The sequence below is a fragment of the Mycobacterium sp. 1245852.3 genome (genome assembly GCF_001669335.1).
In the GTDB taxonomy this organism is placed as follows: Bacteria; Actinomycetota; Actinomycetes; order Mycobacteriales; family Mycobacteriaceae; genus Mycobacterium; species Mycobacterium europaeum_A.
In genome coordinates this window covers 1-13,951 of sequence record NZ_LZLL01000579.1, presented here as the reverse complement: position 1 = coordinate 13,951, position 13,951 = coordinate 1, and the positions used below count along the sequence as shown (strand labels likewise).

General features: G+C 68.1%; 12 protein-coding genes and 2 pseudogenes. 5 read left to right on the top strand and 9 right to left on the bottom strand.

Annotated features, from left to right (window positions below; genetic code table 11):
* The first annotated feature begins 14 nt into the window (after positions 1 to 14).
* Complete coding sequence (locus A9W96_RS27025) at positions 15 to 806, top strand: DUF4239 domain-containing protein (RefSeq protein ID WP_066877360.1); 792 nt, start codon at positions 15 to 17, stop codon at positions 804 to 806.
* A gap of 25 nt (positions 807 to 831) precedes the next feature.
* Here the strand turns inward: A9W96_RS27025 and A9W96_RS27020 are convergent, their stop codons facing one another.
* Both A9W96_RS27020 and A9W96_RS27015 read right to left on the bottom strand, forming a co-directional pair.
* On the bottom strand, positions 832 to 1,761 hold the full coding sequence (locus tag A9W96_RS27020) for a histone deacetylase family protein (RefSeq protein WP_067144369.1): 930 nt from the start codon (positions 1,759 to 1,761) through the stop codon (positions 832 to 834).
* A gap of 19 nt (positions 1,762 to 1,780) precedes the next feature.
* Positions 1,781 to 2,179: an ATPase gene (locus A9W96_RS27015; RefSeq protein ID WP_066864498.1), complete on the bottom strand. Its 399-nt coding sequence runs from the start codon at positions 2,177 to 2,179 to the stop codon at positions 1,781 to 1,783.
* 109 nt (positions 2,180 to 2,288) lie between these two features.
* Between A9W96_RS27015 and A9W96_RS27010 the strand changes: the two are divergent.
* A pseudogene (locus A9W96_RS27010) lies at positions 2,289 to 3,521 on the top strand (MFS transporter); the annotation flags it as partial.
* Between the two features lie 274 nt (positions 3,522 to 3,795).
* On the opposite strand, the gene pgl reads toward A9W96_RS27010, so the two are convergent.
* From pgl to tkt, 5 genes are read right to left on the bottom strand one after another with little or no spacing between them, the layout of a single operon-like run.
* Positions 3,796 to 4,563, bottom strand: a complete 768-nt coding sequence (gene pgl / locus A9W96_RS27005; protein WP_066879335.1) for a 6-phosphogluconolactonase — start codon at positions 4,561 to 4,563, stop codon at positions 3,796 to 3,798.
* Positions 4,560 to 5,471, bottom strand: coding sequence for a glucose-6-phosphate dehydrogenase assembly protein OpcA (gene opcA / locus A9W96_RS27000; RefSeq protein WP_066864529.1), 912 nt, complete (start codon positions 5,469 to 5,471; stop codon positions 4,560 to 4,562). The genes pgl and opcA overlap by 4 nt, the downstream gene beginning before the upstream one ends.
* The gene (gene zwf / locus A9W96_RS26995; protein ID WP_066864486.1) at positions 5,468 to 7,012 is read right to left on the bottom strand and encodes a glucose-6-phosphate dehydrogenase; all 1,545 of its coding nucleotides are present in this window, start codon (positions 7,010 to 7,012) and stop codon (positions 5,468 to 5,470) included. Before zwf ends, opcA begins: the two co-directional genes overlap by 4 nt.
* Positions 7,009 to 8,127 (bottom strand): transaldolase, encoded by a 1,119-nt coding sequence (gene tal, locus A9W96_RS26990; protein WP_066879332.1) that lies wholly within the window; start codon positions 8,125 to 8,127, stop codon positions 7,009 to 7,011. Before tal ends, zwf begins: the two co-directional genes overlap by 4 nt.
* A 15-nt stretch (positions 8,128 to 8,142) precedes the next feature.
* Entirely contained in the window at positions 8,143 to 10,242 is a 2,100-nt protein-coding gene (gene tkt / locus A9W96_RS26985; protein WP_066879330.1) for a transketolase, read from the bottom strand.
* Positions 10,243 to 10,497: 255 nt separating this feature from the next.
* On the opposite strand from tkt, the gene A9W96_RS26980 reads away from it, so the two are divergent.
* Positions 10,498 to 11,424, top strand: coding sequence for a heme o synthase (locus tag A9W96_RS26980; protein ID WP_066864473.1), 927 nt, complete (start codon positions 10,498 to 10,500; stop codon positions 11,422 to 11,424).
* Between the two features lie 111 nt (positions 11,425 to 11,535).
* The gene (locus A9W96_RS26975) at positions 11,536 to 11,937 is read left to right on the top strand and encodes a hypothetical protein (protein WP_066864471.1); all 402 of its coding nucleotides are present in this window, start codon (positions 11,536 to 11,538) and stop codon (positions 11,935 to 11,937) included.
* Between the two features lie 13 nt (positions 11,938 to 11,950).
* Here the strand turns inward: A9W96_RS26975 and A9W96_RS26970 are convergent, their stop codons facing one another.
* Positions 11,951 to 12,925, bottom strand: a complete 975-nt coding sequence (locus tag A9W96_RS26970; RefSeq protein WP_067144368.1) for a quinone oxidoreductase — start codon at positions 12,923 to 12,925, stop codon at positions 11,951 to 11,953.
* Between the two features lie 19 nt (positions 12,926 to 12,944).
* On the opposite strand from A9W96_RS26970, the gene A9W96_RS26965 reads away from it, so the two are divergent.
* Complete coding sequence (locus A9W96_RS26965) at positions 12,945 to 13,601, top strand: hypothetical protein (protein WP_067144367.1); 657 nt, start codon at positions 12,945 to 12,947, stop codon at positions 13,599 to 13,601.
* Here the strand turns inward: A9W96_RS26965 and A9W96_RS26960 are convergent.
* Positions 13,551 to 13,951: pseudogene (locus tag A9W96_RS26960) on the bottom strand (heme A synthase); the annotation flags it as partial. The gene A9W96_RS26965 and the pseudogene A9W96_RS26960 overlap by 51 nt on opposite strands.

Here is a 13,951-nt window from a genome sequence, read left to right as displayed (position 1 = left end):
GACCGAGGAGACCAGTGAGCGGATCCGGACTACCCCTGTGGCTCTTTCTGGCCTCGGTCGTGGCGGTGGCGATCGCCATCGCGGTGGCTTCCATCTGGCTGGGCAATCGCATCCTGCCGAGCCGGCGAAACGGCAAGGAACACAATCCGGCGATCGCCTCGTTCCTCACCGTCGTCGGCTTCATCTACGGCGCCCTGCTGGGGTTCACCGTGGTGGCCACCTGGGAACACTTTTCGTCCACTCAGGTCGTCGTCTCCGCTGAGGCGTCGGCCCTGACGACGATGTACCGGCAAACCGTCGCCATGCCCGAACCGGAGCGAACCGAGATCCAGGAGCTGTTACGCAAATACGCGGGCGCGGTGGCCGGCCCGGAGTGGAACAAGCAGCGCAACGACGGCGCGCGCGCCGCGATCACCCGGATGTATCGCACGGTCGGCCGCCAGCAACCCAACGTCGCGGCGAAGCCGATCAATCAGCAATTCCTCAACCAGTTGAGCGAATTGGCCTCCGACCGCAACGAACGCATCGTCGGCACCAAGCCACGGATCCCGCCCCTGATGTGGGCGGGGTTGATCTTCGGCGCGGTTGTGCTGGTTGCGTTTACGGGTTTCCTGCGGCTGGGCAGCACCGTCGGTCACGTCGTGGTGTCCAGCACGGTCGCGGTGCTGCTGGGTCTGCTGCTGTGCGTCGTGTTCCAGCTCGACCACTCCTATGCCACCGACCAGCGGATCACGTCGGGGCCATTCCAGCACGCGCTGGACATCTTCGATTCGGTCGACAACGACAGCCGCTACTTCCCGCGCTGAGCATCGACGCTGAGGGCGAGTCGGTTCAGCCCTTCAGCAGCTCGCCGACGTGCGCGATGACCGAATCGGTGAGGCCCTGCAGGTCATAACCGCCCTCGAGCACCGCCACCAGGCGCCCGTCGCACAGCCTTTCGGCCGAGGCCATCAATTCCCGGGTGACCCAGGCGAAGTCGTCGGCCGTCATGGTCAGCGAGCCGAGCGGATCGCGTTCGTGGGCGTCGAAACCGGCGGACACGATGATCAGCTCGGGCGAAAATCCTTGCAGCGCAGGCAGTATCCGATCCTCGAAGGCCGCGCGCAGCTCGGTCCCGCCGTCACCGGGTGCAAGGGGCGCGTTGAAGATGTTGCCCACCCCGGTTTCTCGCATCGCACCGGTGCCGGGGAACAGCGGCATCTGATGCGTGGACGCGTAGAGCACGCTGGGGTCGGAGTAGAAGATCTGCTGGGTGCCGTTGCCGTGGTGGACGTCGAAATCGACGATGGCGACGCGCGTCAGCCCGTGTTTGCGCTGCGCGTGCCGCGCGCCGATGCTGATGTTGTTGAACAGGCAGAAACCCATGGCGCGCTCGGTCTCGGCGTGGTGGCCCGGTGGCCGGCACGCGACGAACGCGTTCTGCGCGTCACCGGCCAGCACCGCGTCCACGGCCTGCAGCGTGGCGCCGACCCCGCGCAGCGCCGTCTCCCAGGTCGAGGGCTCCATCATGGTGTCGCCGCCGTCAAGGTAGACGTAACCGTCTTCGGGCCGCGCGGCTTCCAACGCGTCCACGTAGCGATTGGAGTGCACATAGCGCGTCGTCGCGAGGTCGGCCGGCTCGGCCTCCGCACGCATCAGCGTGTCGAATTGTGGCCGGCTCAGCGCCGCCGCCACCGCGCGGTAGCGGTCCGGTCGCTCCGGATGGCCGGGCGCGGTCCGATGGTCCGCGAACGCGGAATGGTGCAGCAGCAACGTGGCCATCGAAGGTCCCGCCGGGCGCCTACTGCACGGTCCGGTTGCGCAGCCGGTCCACCAGACCTCGCACCGCGTGCTCGGTGATCGCCAGGGGAGACATCATGGTCTCGCCCACCCGCACCATGTCGTCGACCCGCGCCACGATGGCCTCCACCGGCTCGACCAGCACGATCAGCCGCTTGGCCAGATCGTCCAGGCTGGTCATCGTGCCGTCCAGGTGATCCAGGCCGGCTTCCAGGCGTTCCACCGTGGCGTTGAGGGCCGACAGGGAACTGCTCAGCTCCTTCATGGTGATGCTCAACCCGTCGAGGACGTCTTCGACCTGCTCCACGGTCTTGTCGGCGTTCAACGCGGCCTGGGTGAGCGTCTTGATCCGGCTTCGCTCTTGCCCCCCGCGCGCGGTTCTGTCTGCCATGACCGTCATTATTACCCCTGCGCCGAGCCGGTGTGGCAGGCGTCACCATTCCCATTTTGATAGGGTTCCTATCTAATTTCCCTGTCGAAATCTCTGCCCGCGTCTGGCGTGAAGGAGGATGGCGTTGACGAAAACCCGCGGGGGGCCTGGCTTTCTGCGTCAGCCGAGATCGGTGTGGGCCGTTGCCTTCGCGTGTGTGATCTCGTTCATGGGCATCGGTCTGGTGGATCCGATCTTGCCGACGATGGCGAGCCGGCTGCACGCGACACCCGAGCAGATTTCGCTGTTGTTCACCAGCTACCTGCTGGTCACCGCGGTGGCGATGCTGATCACCGGCTGGGTGTCCTCCAGGATCGGCGCCAAGCTGACGCTTGTCGTCGGACTGGTCATCATCGTGGTGTTCAGTGCCCTTGCCGGAGCCGCCGGTGGAGTGAACGGAATCATAGGTTTTCGGGCCGGGTGGGGTCTGGGCAACGCGCTGTTCATTGCCACCTCGCTGGCGGTCATCGTGGGGGCGGCCAGCGGTGGCTTCGCGGGCGCGATCGTGCTCTATGAGGCCGCGCTGGGTGTCGGCATCGCGATGGGGCCGATGGTGGGCGCCGCACTTGGCGGGATCAGTTGGCGTGGGCCGTTTTTCGGGGTAGCCGCGCTCATGGGAGTCGCCCTCATCTGCGTGCTCACGTTGGTTGCGCCGGCTCCACTGCCGGCCGAGCGGGCGCGGATCGCGGACCCGATCAACGCGCTACGCAATCGCGGTCTTTCGACCATCGCGGTCGCCGCCCTGCTGTACAACTCGGGCTTCTTCATCGTCATGAGCTATTCGCCGTATCCAATGAAGATCGGCATACACGAACTGGGCTTGGTGTTTTTCGGCTGGGGCCTGCTCGTCGCGGTGTTCGCGGTCTTCTGCGCGCCGTGGGCGCAGCGACGCTTCGGTACCGCCCGCTCGCTCTACCTGACGCTGTTCTTGATGTCGCTGGACTTGGTGGCGATTGGAGTGTGGATCGCCCGCCCGCCCGTGGTGATCGCTTGCGTGATAGCCAGCGGCGCCTTCATCGGAATGAACAACACGCTGGTCACCAGCACGGTCATGCAGGTATCGCCGGTGCCGCGGCCCACGGCCTCCGCGGCGTACAGCTTCGTGCGGTTCATCGGCGCCGGCCTCGCGCCGTGGCTCGGTGGAATCGTGGCCGCTCACTACGGTCAGGCGGCGCTGTTCTACCTTGCGGGAGGCGCGGTGTTCCTCGGCCTGCCGGTGCTCGCCACCGCGCACGGCCTGGTGGCCAGGGCCCACGTGCCCTCCGCACACGAAAACGACGAGGCCGCTGAGGAAATCGTCGAGTCGGCCGAGGGCAATGTGCTGTACGGCCATCTGCGTGGCGTCGACGCCGCGCCGCTTGCCGACGCCGAACTCACGCTGGTCGACGACGCCGGTCGCCAGGTCGCGCACGGACGGTCAAGCGCCGACGGCTACTACCACCTCGTCGGCCCGGTCGCCGGCAGCCATACCCTCGTCGTCGCGAGTAACGGTGACACACAAGACTTTCCGGTGCAGCTGAGCCGAGCGTCGACAGAACTGTCGCTGCGGCTGGACGGATGCCCCGTCTCTTAGCGACCGGCCCAGCTCACGCCTGGTGTCGCGTGACTGCGGACGTGTCCGACGGCAGCTTCGCCGCGGCGTCCTCGTCGAGCAGCCACAGCGTGGTGTCCAGCCCGACCGCCCCGGCGGCCGGCACCGAAACCGGTGCCGCGCCGCCGATGGCGGCGGCCACCGCGTCGGCCTTGCCGCCGCCGGACACCAGCAGCCAGACTTCGCGAGAACGCGCAATGGCGGGCAGCGTCAACGTGATTCGTTGCGGCGGCGGCTTGGGCGAGTCGTCGACCGACACCACCATCCGGGTGGTTTCGAGCACGGCCGGGGTGTCGGGGAACAGGGAGTTGATGTGGCCTTCGGGTCCCATGCCCAGCAGGTGCACGTCGAAGTTCGGAACCGGCTCGCCGGGTTCGGCGTTGGCGGCCAGCAACTGCTCGTAGGCCAGCGCCGCCGCGGCCAGATCGCTGCCGAATTCCCCGTCGCTGGCCGGCATCGGGTGCACCTGGCTCGACGGGATGTCGACCTGGGAGAGCAGCGCCGCCCGCGCCTGCTTGTCGTTGCGCTCGTCGTCGTCCTCGGGGACGTAGCGTTCGTCGCCCCAGAACAGATGCACCTTTGACCAGTCGATCTCGCGTCCGGCCAGCGACTGCAGCAGCCCGATGCCGTTGCCGCCGCCGGTGAGCACGATGAGCGCCCGGCCGCGGGCCGCAACGGCGTTCGCGATGGTGTCGGTCAGCCGCGCGGCGGCGGCCTCGACCATCGTCTTGCTATCCGGGAAAATCTCGATGCTGGTGCTCACACGTATTGCACTTTCTCGATCCCTTCGAGCGCTGATTGGTAAACCTCGTCGGCGTCCAGCCGCCGCAGGTCTTCGGCGAGGCACTCGCCGGTTTCCCTGCGCGCCAAGGGGAGTAGGGCGTCCGGTCGCGACGTCCGGCTCAACGTGGCCGTCCTTCCTTCCTGCGGCCGGCTCAAGACGATGGTTTCGCTCTTGCGCTCCAGTTCGATCTTGAGTTCGCCGACCGCCCGGCGCACCGGGCCGTCGATCCGGCTGGCCAGCCACCCGGCCAGCACGTCCAGGGCGGGCTCGGTCGCCAGACCGGACACCAGCGCCGACTCGATCGGTTCGTGCGGCGCCAGGTCGACCGCCGAGGTGAGCAGCGCACGCCAGTAGGTGATCCGCGCCCAGGCCAGGTCGGTGTCACCCGCGGTGTATCCGGGCAGCCGGCTCTTGATGGCCGCCAACGGGTCCACCCCGTTGGTCGCGTCGGTGATGCGACGAATCGCCAACCGCCCCAACGGGTCTTGCGCGGGTACCGTCGGCGCGACGTCGGGCCACCACACCACCACCGGGATGTCGGGCAGCAGGAACGGCGTGACCACGCTGGCGGCGTGGCCGGACAGCGCACCGGACAGCCGCAACACCACGACTTCGCTGGCGCCGGTGTCCCCGCCGGCGCGCAGCTGGGCATCCAGGCGCGGCTTGTCCGCATACGGATTGCCCCGCATCGTCACGATGATCCGGCTGGGGTGCTCATGGCTGGCGTCGTTGGCCGCCTGCAGCGACTCTTCGAGGATATCCTCGCTGTCCGGCGCGATGATCAGCGTCAGCACCCGGCCCATCGCCACGGCCCCGACCCTTTCCCGCAGTTCGTCGAGCCTCTTGTTGACCGCCGTGGTGGTGGTGTCTTCCATATCAATGATCACGGGCGCCGCCATTCCCGGCCGGTGCGCCGCAGCATCTCGAACGCCGAGTCCGGACCCCAGGTGCCCGACTCGTACGGTTCGGGCTTACCGTCCGCCGCCCAATTGTTGAGCACGGGATCGAGTATGTCCCAAGCCAATTCGACCTCTTCGTTCACCGGAAACAGGGACGGCTCGCCGAGCAGCACATCGAGGATCAACTGTTCGTAGGCCTCCGGCGACTCCTCGGCGAACGCCGAACCGTAGGAGAAGTCCATGTTGACGTCGCGGACCTCCATCGCGGTGCCCGGCACCTTGGAGCCGAACCGCAGCGTGACGCCCTCGTCGGGCTGTACCCGGATCACCATGGCGTTGGTGCCCAGCTCGTCGGTCATGGTGGCATCGAACGGCAGGTGCGGCGCCCGCTTGAAGACCAGGGCGATCTCGGTCACCCTGCGGCCCAGGCGTTTTCCGGTACGCAGGTAGAAGGGCACCCCCGCCCAGCGGCGGGTGTCCACCTCGAGCGTGATGGCGGCGAACGTCTCGGTGGTCGAGTCCTTGGCGAACCCTTCCTCGTCGAGCAGCCCGACCACCTTCTCGCCGCCCTGCCAGCCGGCGGCGTACTGACCGCGGCTGGTCGTCTCATCGAGGGGCTCGGCGAGGTGGGTGGCCGAGAGCACTTTGATCTTCTCGGCCTGCAGCGCCGAGGGGCTGAAGCTGACCGGCTCCTCCATCGCGGTCAGCGCCAGCAGCTGCATCAGGTGGTTCTGAATGACGTCGCGCGCGGCGCCGATGCCGTCGTAATAGCCGGCCCGGCCGCCCAGTCCGATGTCCTCGGCCATGGTGATCTGCACGTGGTCGACGTAGTGCGCGTTCCAGATCGGGTCGAACAACTGATTGGCGAACCGCAGCGCCAGGATGTTGCGGACCGTCTCCTTGCCCAGGTAGTGGTCGATCCGGAACACCGACTCCTCCGGGAACACACTGTTGACGGTTTTGTTCAGGGCCTGGGCACTCTCCAGATCGTGGCCGAACGGTTTCTCGATGACCACCCGACTCCACCGCTCGCCCTGCGGGCGCGCCAGGCCGGACTTGTGTAGTTGTTCACACACCATCGGGAAGGAATTCGGCGGGATGGCCAGATAGAAGGCGTGGTTGCCGCCCGTGCCGCGCTCGGCGTCCAGCTTGTCCAGGGTCTCGGCCAGCCGGCCGAACGCCTCGTCGTCGTCGAAAGCGCCCGGGACAAAACGGAATCCCTCGGCCAGCCGGTCCCAGTTCTCCTGGCGGAACGGCGTGCGGCAGTGTTCCTTGACGGCCTCGTGCACCACCTTGCCGAAATCCTGGGTGCTCCAATCCCGGCGGGCGAAGCCCACCAGCGAGAAGCTGGGCGGCAGCAGACCGCGATTGGCCAGGTCGTAGATGGCCGGCATGACCTTCTTGCGGGCCAGGTCGCCGGTGACGCCGAAGATCACCATCCCGCACGGCCCCGCGATCCGCGGGAGCCGCTTGTCGCGCTTGTCCCGTAACGGGTTATGCCATTGTTGCGCGGTGCGGGCTGGGCTCATTTGGAGGCGGAACCCAGCTGCTTCTGAGTTTCTTCCAGCAGCTCGGTCCAGGAATCCACGAACTTCTCCACGCCCTCGTTCTCGAGCACCTTGAAGACGTCGGTCAAATCGATGCCGATCTGGTCCAGCTTGTCGAACACCGCCTGGGCGTCCCCGGCGGTGCCGGTGACGGTGTCGCCCTTGATCTCACCGTGGTCGGCGACGGCGTCAATCGTCTTCTCCGGCATAGTGTTCACCGTGTTGGGCGCCACCAGCTCGGTGACGTAGAGGGTGTCGGAGTAGTCGGGGTTCTTCACACCGGTGGACGCCCACAGCGGACGCTGCACCCGGGCGCCGTCGGCCTTGAGCGACTCGAAGCGATCGCCGCCCTCGAACACCTCCTGGTAGGCCGCGTAGGCCAGGCGCGCGTTGGCCACCCCGGCCTTGCCCAGCAGCGCCTTGGCGTCGTCGGACCCGATCTTCTCCAGCCGCTTGTCCACCTCGGTGTCCACCCGGGACACGAAAAACGATGCGACGGAATGGATCTTGGAGATGTCGTGGCCCGCCTCGCGGGCCTTCTCCAGGCCGGCCAGGTAGGCGTCCATCACCTGGCGGTGCCGCTCGACGGAGAAGATCAACGTGACGTTGACCGAAATGCCTTCCGCGAGAACGGCGGTGATCGCCGGAATGCCGGCCTTGGTCGCCGGAATCTTGATGAACAGGTTGGGCCGGTCGACGATCTTCCACAACTCGACGGCCTGGGCGACGGTCTTGTCGGTCTCGGCGGCCAGCCGAGGGTCGACCTCGATGGACACCCGTCCGTCGACGCCGTCGGAAGCCTCCCACTCCCGCTTGAGCACGTCGCACGCATTGCGCACGTCGTCGGTGGTGACGGTGCGGATGGTCGCGTCCACATCGGCGCCACGCTCGGCCAACTCGGCGATCTGGCCTTCGTACGCATCGCCCTCGGCGAGCGCCTTCTGGAAGATCGACGGGTTGGTGGTCACGCCGACAACGCTTTTCGTGTCGATCAGCTCCTGCAGGTTGCCCGACTGCAGCCGCTGTCGGGACAAGTCATCCAGCCAGACGGATACACCCGCGGCGGACAGCGCCGCGAGGTTGGGGTTCTGAGTCATTTGAAAGGCCCTTTCTCAGTTGTCCACTACCTGTTCCGCGGCGGCCGCGACGGCTTCTGCGGTGAAACCGAATTCCCGGAACAACGTTTTGTAATCGGCGGACTCGCCATAGTGTTCGATCGAGACGATCCTGCCGGTGTCGCCGACGAGCTTGTGCCAGGACTGGGCCACCCCGGCCTCGACGGCCACCCGCGCCGATACGGTCGGCGGCAGCACGCTGTCGCGGTAGTCCTCCGGCTGGGACTCGAACCATTCGACGCACGGCATGGAGACCACCCGCGCCACAATGTCCTTGTCCGCCAACAACTTCTGCGCATCAACGGCGAGCTGGACCTCCGAGCCGGTCGCGATCAGCACCACGTCTGGCTCTTGGCCGGGCTCCTCGCCGTCCGAGCCTAGAACATAGCCGCCCCGGGCGACGCCCTCGGCGCTGGTGCCCTCCAGCACCGGCACATTCTGGCGCGTCAGCATCAGCCCGACGGGGCCGCTGCCGTTGCCGCGGGCCAGGACCGTGCGCCAGGCGTAGGCCGTCTCGTTGGCGTCGGCCGGGCGCACCACCGAGAGGTTCGGGATGGCGCGCAGCGCCGCGAGGTGCTCGATCGGCTGATGGGTCGGGCCGTCCTCGCCAAGGCCGATCGAGTCGTGGGTCCACACGTAGATCGTGTCGATGTCCATCAACGAGGCCAGCCGCACCGCGGGCCGCATGTAGTCGGAGAACTGCAGGAAGGTGCCGCCGTAGGCGCGGGTGGGTCCATGCAGGACGATGCCGGACAGGATGGCGCCCATCGCGTGCTCGCGCACACCGAAGTGCAACGTCCGGCCGTACCAGTGCGCCGTGTAGTCCTTGGTCGAAATGGACGGCGGCCCAAAGGAATCGGCGCCCTTGATGGTGGTGTTGTTGCTACCCGCCAGGTCGGCCGAACCACCCCACAGCTCCGGCAGCTTCGGCCCGAGCGCGTTGAGAACTTCGTTGGAGGCCTTGCGGGTGGCGATCGGGTCGGAGCCGGGTTCCCAGCGCGGCAGGTCGGCGTCCCAGCCGTCGGGCAGCTCCTCGGCGGTCAACCGGTCCAGCAGCGCCTTGCGTTCGGGTTGTGCCTGCGCCCAGGCGTCGAAATCGGCCTGCCACTTCTCGTGGGCTTCCTTGCCGCGGTCCACCAGCTTGCGGGTGTGGGCGAGCACCTCGTCGCGCACCTCGAACTTCTTGTCCGGGTCGAAGCCGAGGATCTCCTTGACGGCGGCGACTTCCTCGTCGCCCAGTGCCGCGCCGTGCGCCTTGCCGGTGTTCATCAGCTTGGGCGCGGGGTAGCCGATGATGGTGCGCAGCGAGATGAACGACGGCCGGTCGGTGGCCGCCTTCGCGTTGGCGATGGCCTCCTCGATCGCGACGACGTTTTCGCCGCCCTCGATCTCCTGCACGTGCCAGCCGTAGGCGCGGTACCGCGCGGCGGTGTCCTCGCACAGGGCGATGTTGGTGTCGTCCTCGATGGAGATCTCGTTGTGGTCGTAGAAGACGATCAGGTTGCCCAGCTGCTGGACGGCCGCCAGCGACGAGGCCTCCGAGGTGACGCCCTCTTCGATGTCGCCGTCGGAGGCGATCACGTAGATGAAGTGGTCGAACGGGCTGGTGCCCGGGGCGGCGTCCGGATCGAACAGCCCGCGCTCATAGCGCGCGGCCATCGCCATGCCCACCGCCGAGGCCAGGCCCTGGCCCAGTGGTCCGGTGGTGATCTCCACGCCCTTGGTGTGCCGGAATTCCGGATGCCCGGGGGTCTTCGACCCCCAGGTGCGCAGCGATTCGATGTCGGACAGCTCCAGCCCAAAACCGCCCAGGTACAGCTGCAGGTACAGCGTCAGGCTGCTGTGCCCGCAGGACAGGACGAACCGGTCGCGGCCCAGCCAGTAGGTGTCGCTGGGATCGTGGACCATCGCCCGCTGAAACAGGGTGTATGCCAGCGGCGCCAGGCTCATCGCCGTCCCGGGATGGCCGTTGCCGACCTTTTGCACCGCGTCGGCGGCCAGCACCCGGATGGTGTCGACGGCGGCCGAGTCGAGCTCGGACCAGTCGTCGGGAAGGTGCGGTTGGGTCAGCGTGGAGATCTCTTCGAGTGTCGTCACAGACTCAGTCCTTGGGTCATCGAGCTGATGAATCCCACCCTAGTGCGGGAGGGCCGGCTCTTGCAGCGCAGGATTTCGGGTACCCACCGCCGGCAGGTGTGAAAATTACGCGCCCGTCGAAAGTGCCTGACATTCAGTTCGCGAATCTGGGAAAAGTCTGCGGGAACCGACCCGCGGGCGGGCCATCGCCACACCGCGGTCTACCATCGTGTGTAGTAGATGCTGCGCGCCGCTGCGACCCCAAGGAGTAATTGCGTGAGCGTTCGCGGGCGCGTCGCGCCGAGCCGATTGCCAAGCCGGATACACGGCACGGTGCTGGCTTATCTGGCGCTGACCAAGCCGCGGGTCATCGAACTGCTGCTCGTCACCGCGATCCCGGCCATGCTGCTGGCCCAGCGCGGCACGGTGAACCCGCTGCTGATCGTCAACACGCTGATCGGCGGGATGCTGGCCGCCGGTGGTGCCAACACGCTGAACTGCGTGGCCGACGCCGACATCGACAAGGTGATGAAGCGCACGGCCCGCCGGCCGCTCGCGCGCGCCGCGGTGCCCACGCGCAACGCGCTGGTGCTCGGCCTGGTGCTGACGGTGGCGTCGTTCTTTTGGCTGTGGTGGACCAGCAACCTGTTGTCCGGGCTGCTGGCCCTGGCCACGATCGCGTTCTACGTGTTCGTCTACACCCTGCTGCTCAAGCGCCGCACCTCGCAGAACGTGGTGTGGGGCGGCGCCGCCGGCTGCATGCCGGTGATGATCGGCTGGTCTGCCGTCACGGGCACCATCGGCTGGCCCGCGCTGGTGATGTTCGCGATCATCTTCTTCTGGACGCCGCCGCACACCTGGGCGCTGGCGATGCGCTACAAGGACGACTACAAGGCGGCGGGCGTGCCGATGCTGCCGGCCGTGGCGACCGAGCGTCAGGTGACCAAGCAGATCCTGATCTACACCTGGCTGACGGTGCTGGCCACGCTGGCGCTGGCGCTGGCGACCGGCTGGCTGTACGCCGCGGTCGCCCTGGTGGCCGGGGTGTGGTTCCTGGCGATGGCCCACCAGCTCTACGCCGGGGTCCGCGCCGGCGAGCCGGTCCGGCCGCTGCGGTTGTTCCTGCAGTCGAACAACTACTTGGCGGTGGTGTTCTGCGCGCTCGCCATCGACTCGGCCATCGGGCTGCCGCACCTGTTCTGAGCCGGTCGTCGACTCGCGTCGCCTCGGTGCCGTGACCGCAGCACCCGGCGAATTCGAGAACTGATTTCTTATCTGGGATCGGTAGCCGGTCCACGGGATCACACTTCAGGCATGGCAACTAACCGCATCGTCAGGACGTTGGTCGCCGGAACGCTGCTTTCGGCCGGCCTGTCCTTCTGCGACATGGGCATCACCACGGGTATCGCCGAAGCCCAGCCCGGGCCGATCCCGCTGGACGCGTGGCCCGGCTGTCCCAACGACCACCCCCAGGGGCCGTGCCGCTGGTGCCCCGGGCAACCGTTGCCGCCGACCGGCAACCATGTCACCAACCCCGTCGTCTGGGACAACAACGTCTGCCACACCTACTATTACGTCTGGTTCGGACAGGGCAATGTCGCCCAAAACATCTGGGACGGCGACAACCCGCCGGCACCGCCACCACCACCGCCGCCGGGCCTCATCAATAGAGACAATTGCCAGCAGCTTCTGGGAATCTTCTGCCCGCACGCGTAGCGGCTCGAATCATCTAGGGCAGCAGCACGATCGAGCCCGCCGTCTTGCGGCCCTGCAGGTCCTGGTGGGCGCGCGCCGCTTCGGCCAGCGGATAGCGCCCGCCGACCTCGACGGTGATGTCGCCGCCGGCGATCGCGGCGAACAATTCCTCTGCGCGCCAACTGAATTCCTGGCCGGTGCGCACGAAGTGCGCCAGCGATGGCCGGGTCAACAACACCGAGCCGGCGGCGTTGAGGCGCTGCGGGTCGAACGGTGGAACGGGTCCGCTGGCCGCGCCGAACAACGCCAGCGTGCCCCGGACGGCCAGGCTGGCCAGGCTCGCGTCGAAGGTGCTCGCGCCCACGCCGTCGTACACCGCGGCCACCCCGGCGCCGTCGGTCAGCGAGCGGATCCGCTCGCCGAACGCCGCTGCGTCCTCGGGATAGGGGAGCACCTCGTCGGCGCCCGCCCGCCGGGACAGCCGCTCCTTCTCCGGCGTCGAGACCGTGGTGATCACCCGCGCCCCGAGCAGCTTGGCCCACTGCGTCAGGATCAGGCCGACGCCGCCCGCGCCGGCGTGCACCAGCACCGTGTCGCCCGCCTGCACCGGATACACCGACTTGAGCAGGTAGTGCGCGGTCAGGCCCTTCAGCAGGGCCGAGGCCGCCACGTCGGCGGTCACGCCATCGGGCACCTCGGCGGTCAAATGCGCTGGGGCCGTAGCATATTCGGCATACCCACCGGACGCCGCGGCGCTGACCACGCGGTCGCCGACGCGCAACCCGTCGACGCCGTCGCCGAGGGCTTCGATGGTTCCGGCCAGCTCCGAGCCGAGGACGAACGGCAACTCGCGCGGGTACTGCCCGGAGCGGAAATAGGTGTCGATGTAGTTGACGCCGATGGCCTCGGCCTTGATCAGCACCTCGCCGGGCCCGGGGGCCGGCTGGGGCGTATCGACGTAGCGCAGCACCTCGGGGCCGCCGGTCTCGCTGACTTCGATTGCGTGCATCCGCTTATCATGCCCGGGCATGAAGCTCGCTCGCCCGGACGTCTTCCATCCCCGCATCGTGCTGGCGGGGTCCGGTGACGGCGCGGCCGGCGACGCCGGTCTGGTGGCGGCGCTGCGGCGACGCGGTCTGCACGCGCGCTGGCTGCCTTGGGACGACCCGGAAACCGCCAGCGCAGATCTGGTGATATTGCGCGCCGGCGCGGACGCCCGGGATCGACGCGACGAATTCCTGGCGTGGACCCGACGAGTCCGCCACCTGCTCAACCCGCCCGGCGCCATCGCTTGGAACCTCGATGAGCGGTATCTGCGCGACCTCGAGGACGACGGCGTGCCGACGCAGCGCGACCAGCCCGTCGCGCGGGCGTCGTTGATCTTCGTGGGCGGCGAACGGTCGCACGCCTGGCCGGTGGAGCCGGAGTTCGAATCGTGGGATCTGGGCCACGCCGCGCTGACGTCGGCCGCGCGGCGCGTCGGGGTGAGCACGCGGGAGCTGCTCGTTGCGCGCGTGGACCTTGCCGGCGACCGGGTGGCGGCGCTGGATCTGGTCGCGCCGTCGCTGGGGTGGCGTCGGCTGGACCCCGCGGCCCGCGAGATCGCCCAGCGTCAGTTCGCCGTCGCGGTGCAGTCAGCCTGCGAGCGGCTCGGGCTGGGCCCGCTCTCGCATGGCCGCCCATAGCGCCGCGGTGGCCGCGGTGCAGGCCGCGGCCCCGGCCACGTGCAGGGCGACCAGCACGGCGGGGACTCCGGTGTAGTACTGCGCGGTGCCGACGGCGGCCTGGGCGAACACCAGCGCGAGCAGCACGGCGAGCCGCACCAGCACGGCCCGGGCGGCGCGCACGGCCAGCAGCCCGAAGCCCAGCCCCACCAACAGGGCCAGGTAGGCGATCAGCAGCGACGAGTGCAGGTGCACCAGGGTGTCGACCTCGACTTTGAGCCGCGGCACCGTGCGGGTGGGGCTGCGATCACCGGCGTGCGGGCCGGCGGCCGTCACCAGCGTGCCGGTGACCAGCACGGCGGCCAGGTTCA

Bases quoted from the DNA above. Each gene is read 5' to 3' on its own strand.
- A9W96_RS27020 (WP_067144369.1), bottom strand. From the start codon at position 1,761: ATGGCCACGTTGCTGCTGCACCATTCCGCGTTCGCGGACCATCGGACC.
- A9W96_RS27015 (WP_066864498.1), bottom strand. From the start codon at position 2,179: ATGACGGTCATGGCAGACAGAACCGCGCGCGGGGGGCAAGAGCGAAGC.
- zwf (WP_066864486.1), bottom strand. From the start codon at position 7,012: ATGAGCCCAGCCCGCACCGCGCAACAATGGCATAACCCGTTACGGGAC.
- tal (WP_066879332.1), bottom strand. From the start codon at position 8,127: ATGACTCAGAACCCCAACCTCGCGGCGCTGTCCGCCGCGGGTGTATCC.
- A9W96_RS26975 (WP_066864471.1), top strand. From the start codon at position 11,536: ATGGCAACTAACCGCATCGTCAGGACGTTGGTCGCCGGAACGCTGCTT.
- A9W96_RS26970 (WP_067144368.1), bottom strand. From the start codon at position 12,925: ATGCACGCAATCGAAGTCAGCGAGACCGGCGGCCCCGAGGTGCTGCGC.
- A9W96_RS26965 (WP_067144367.1), top strand. From the start codon at position 12,945: ATGAAGCTCGCTCGCCCGGACGTCTTCCATCCCCGCATCGTGCTGGCG.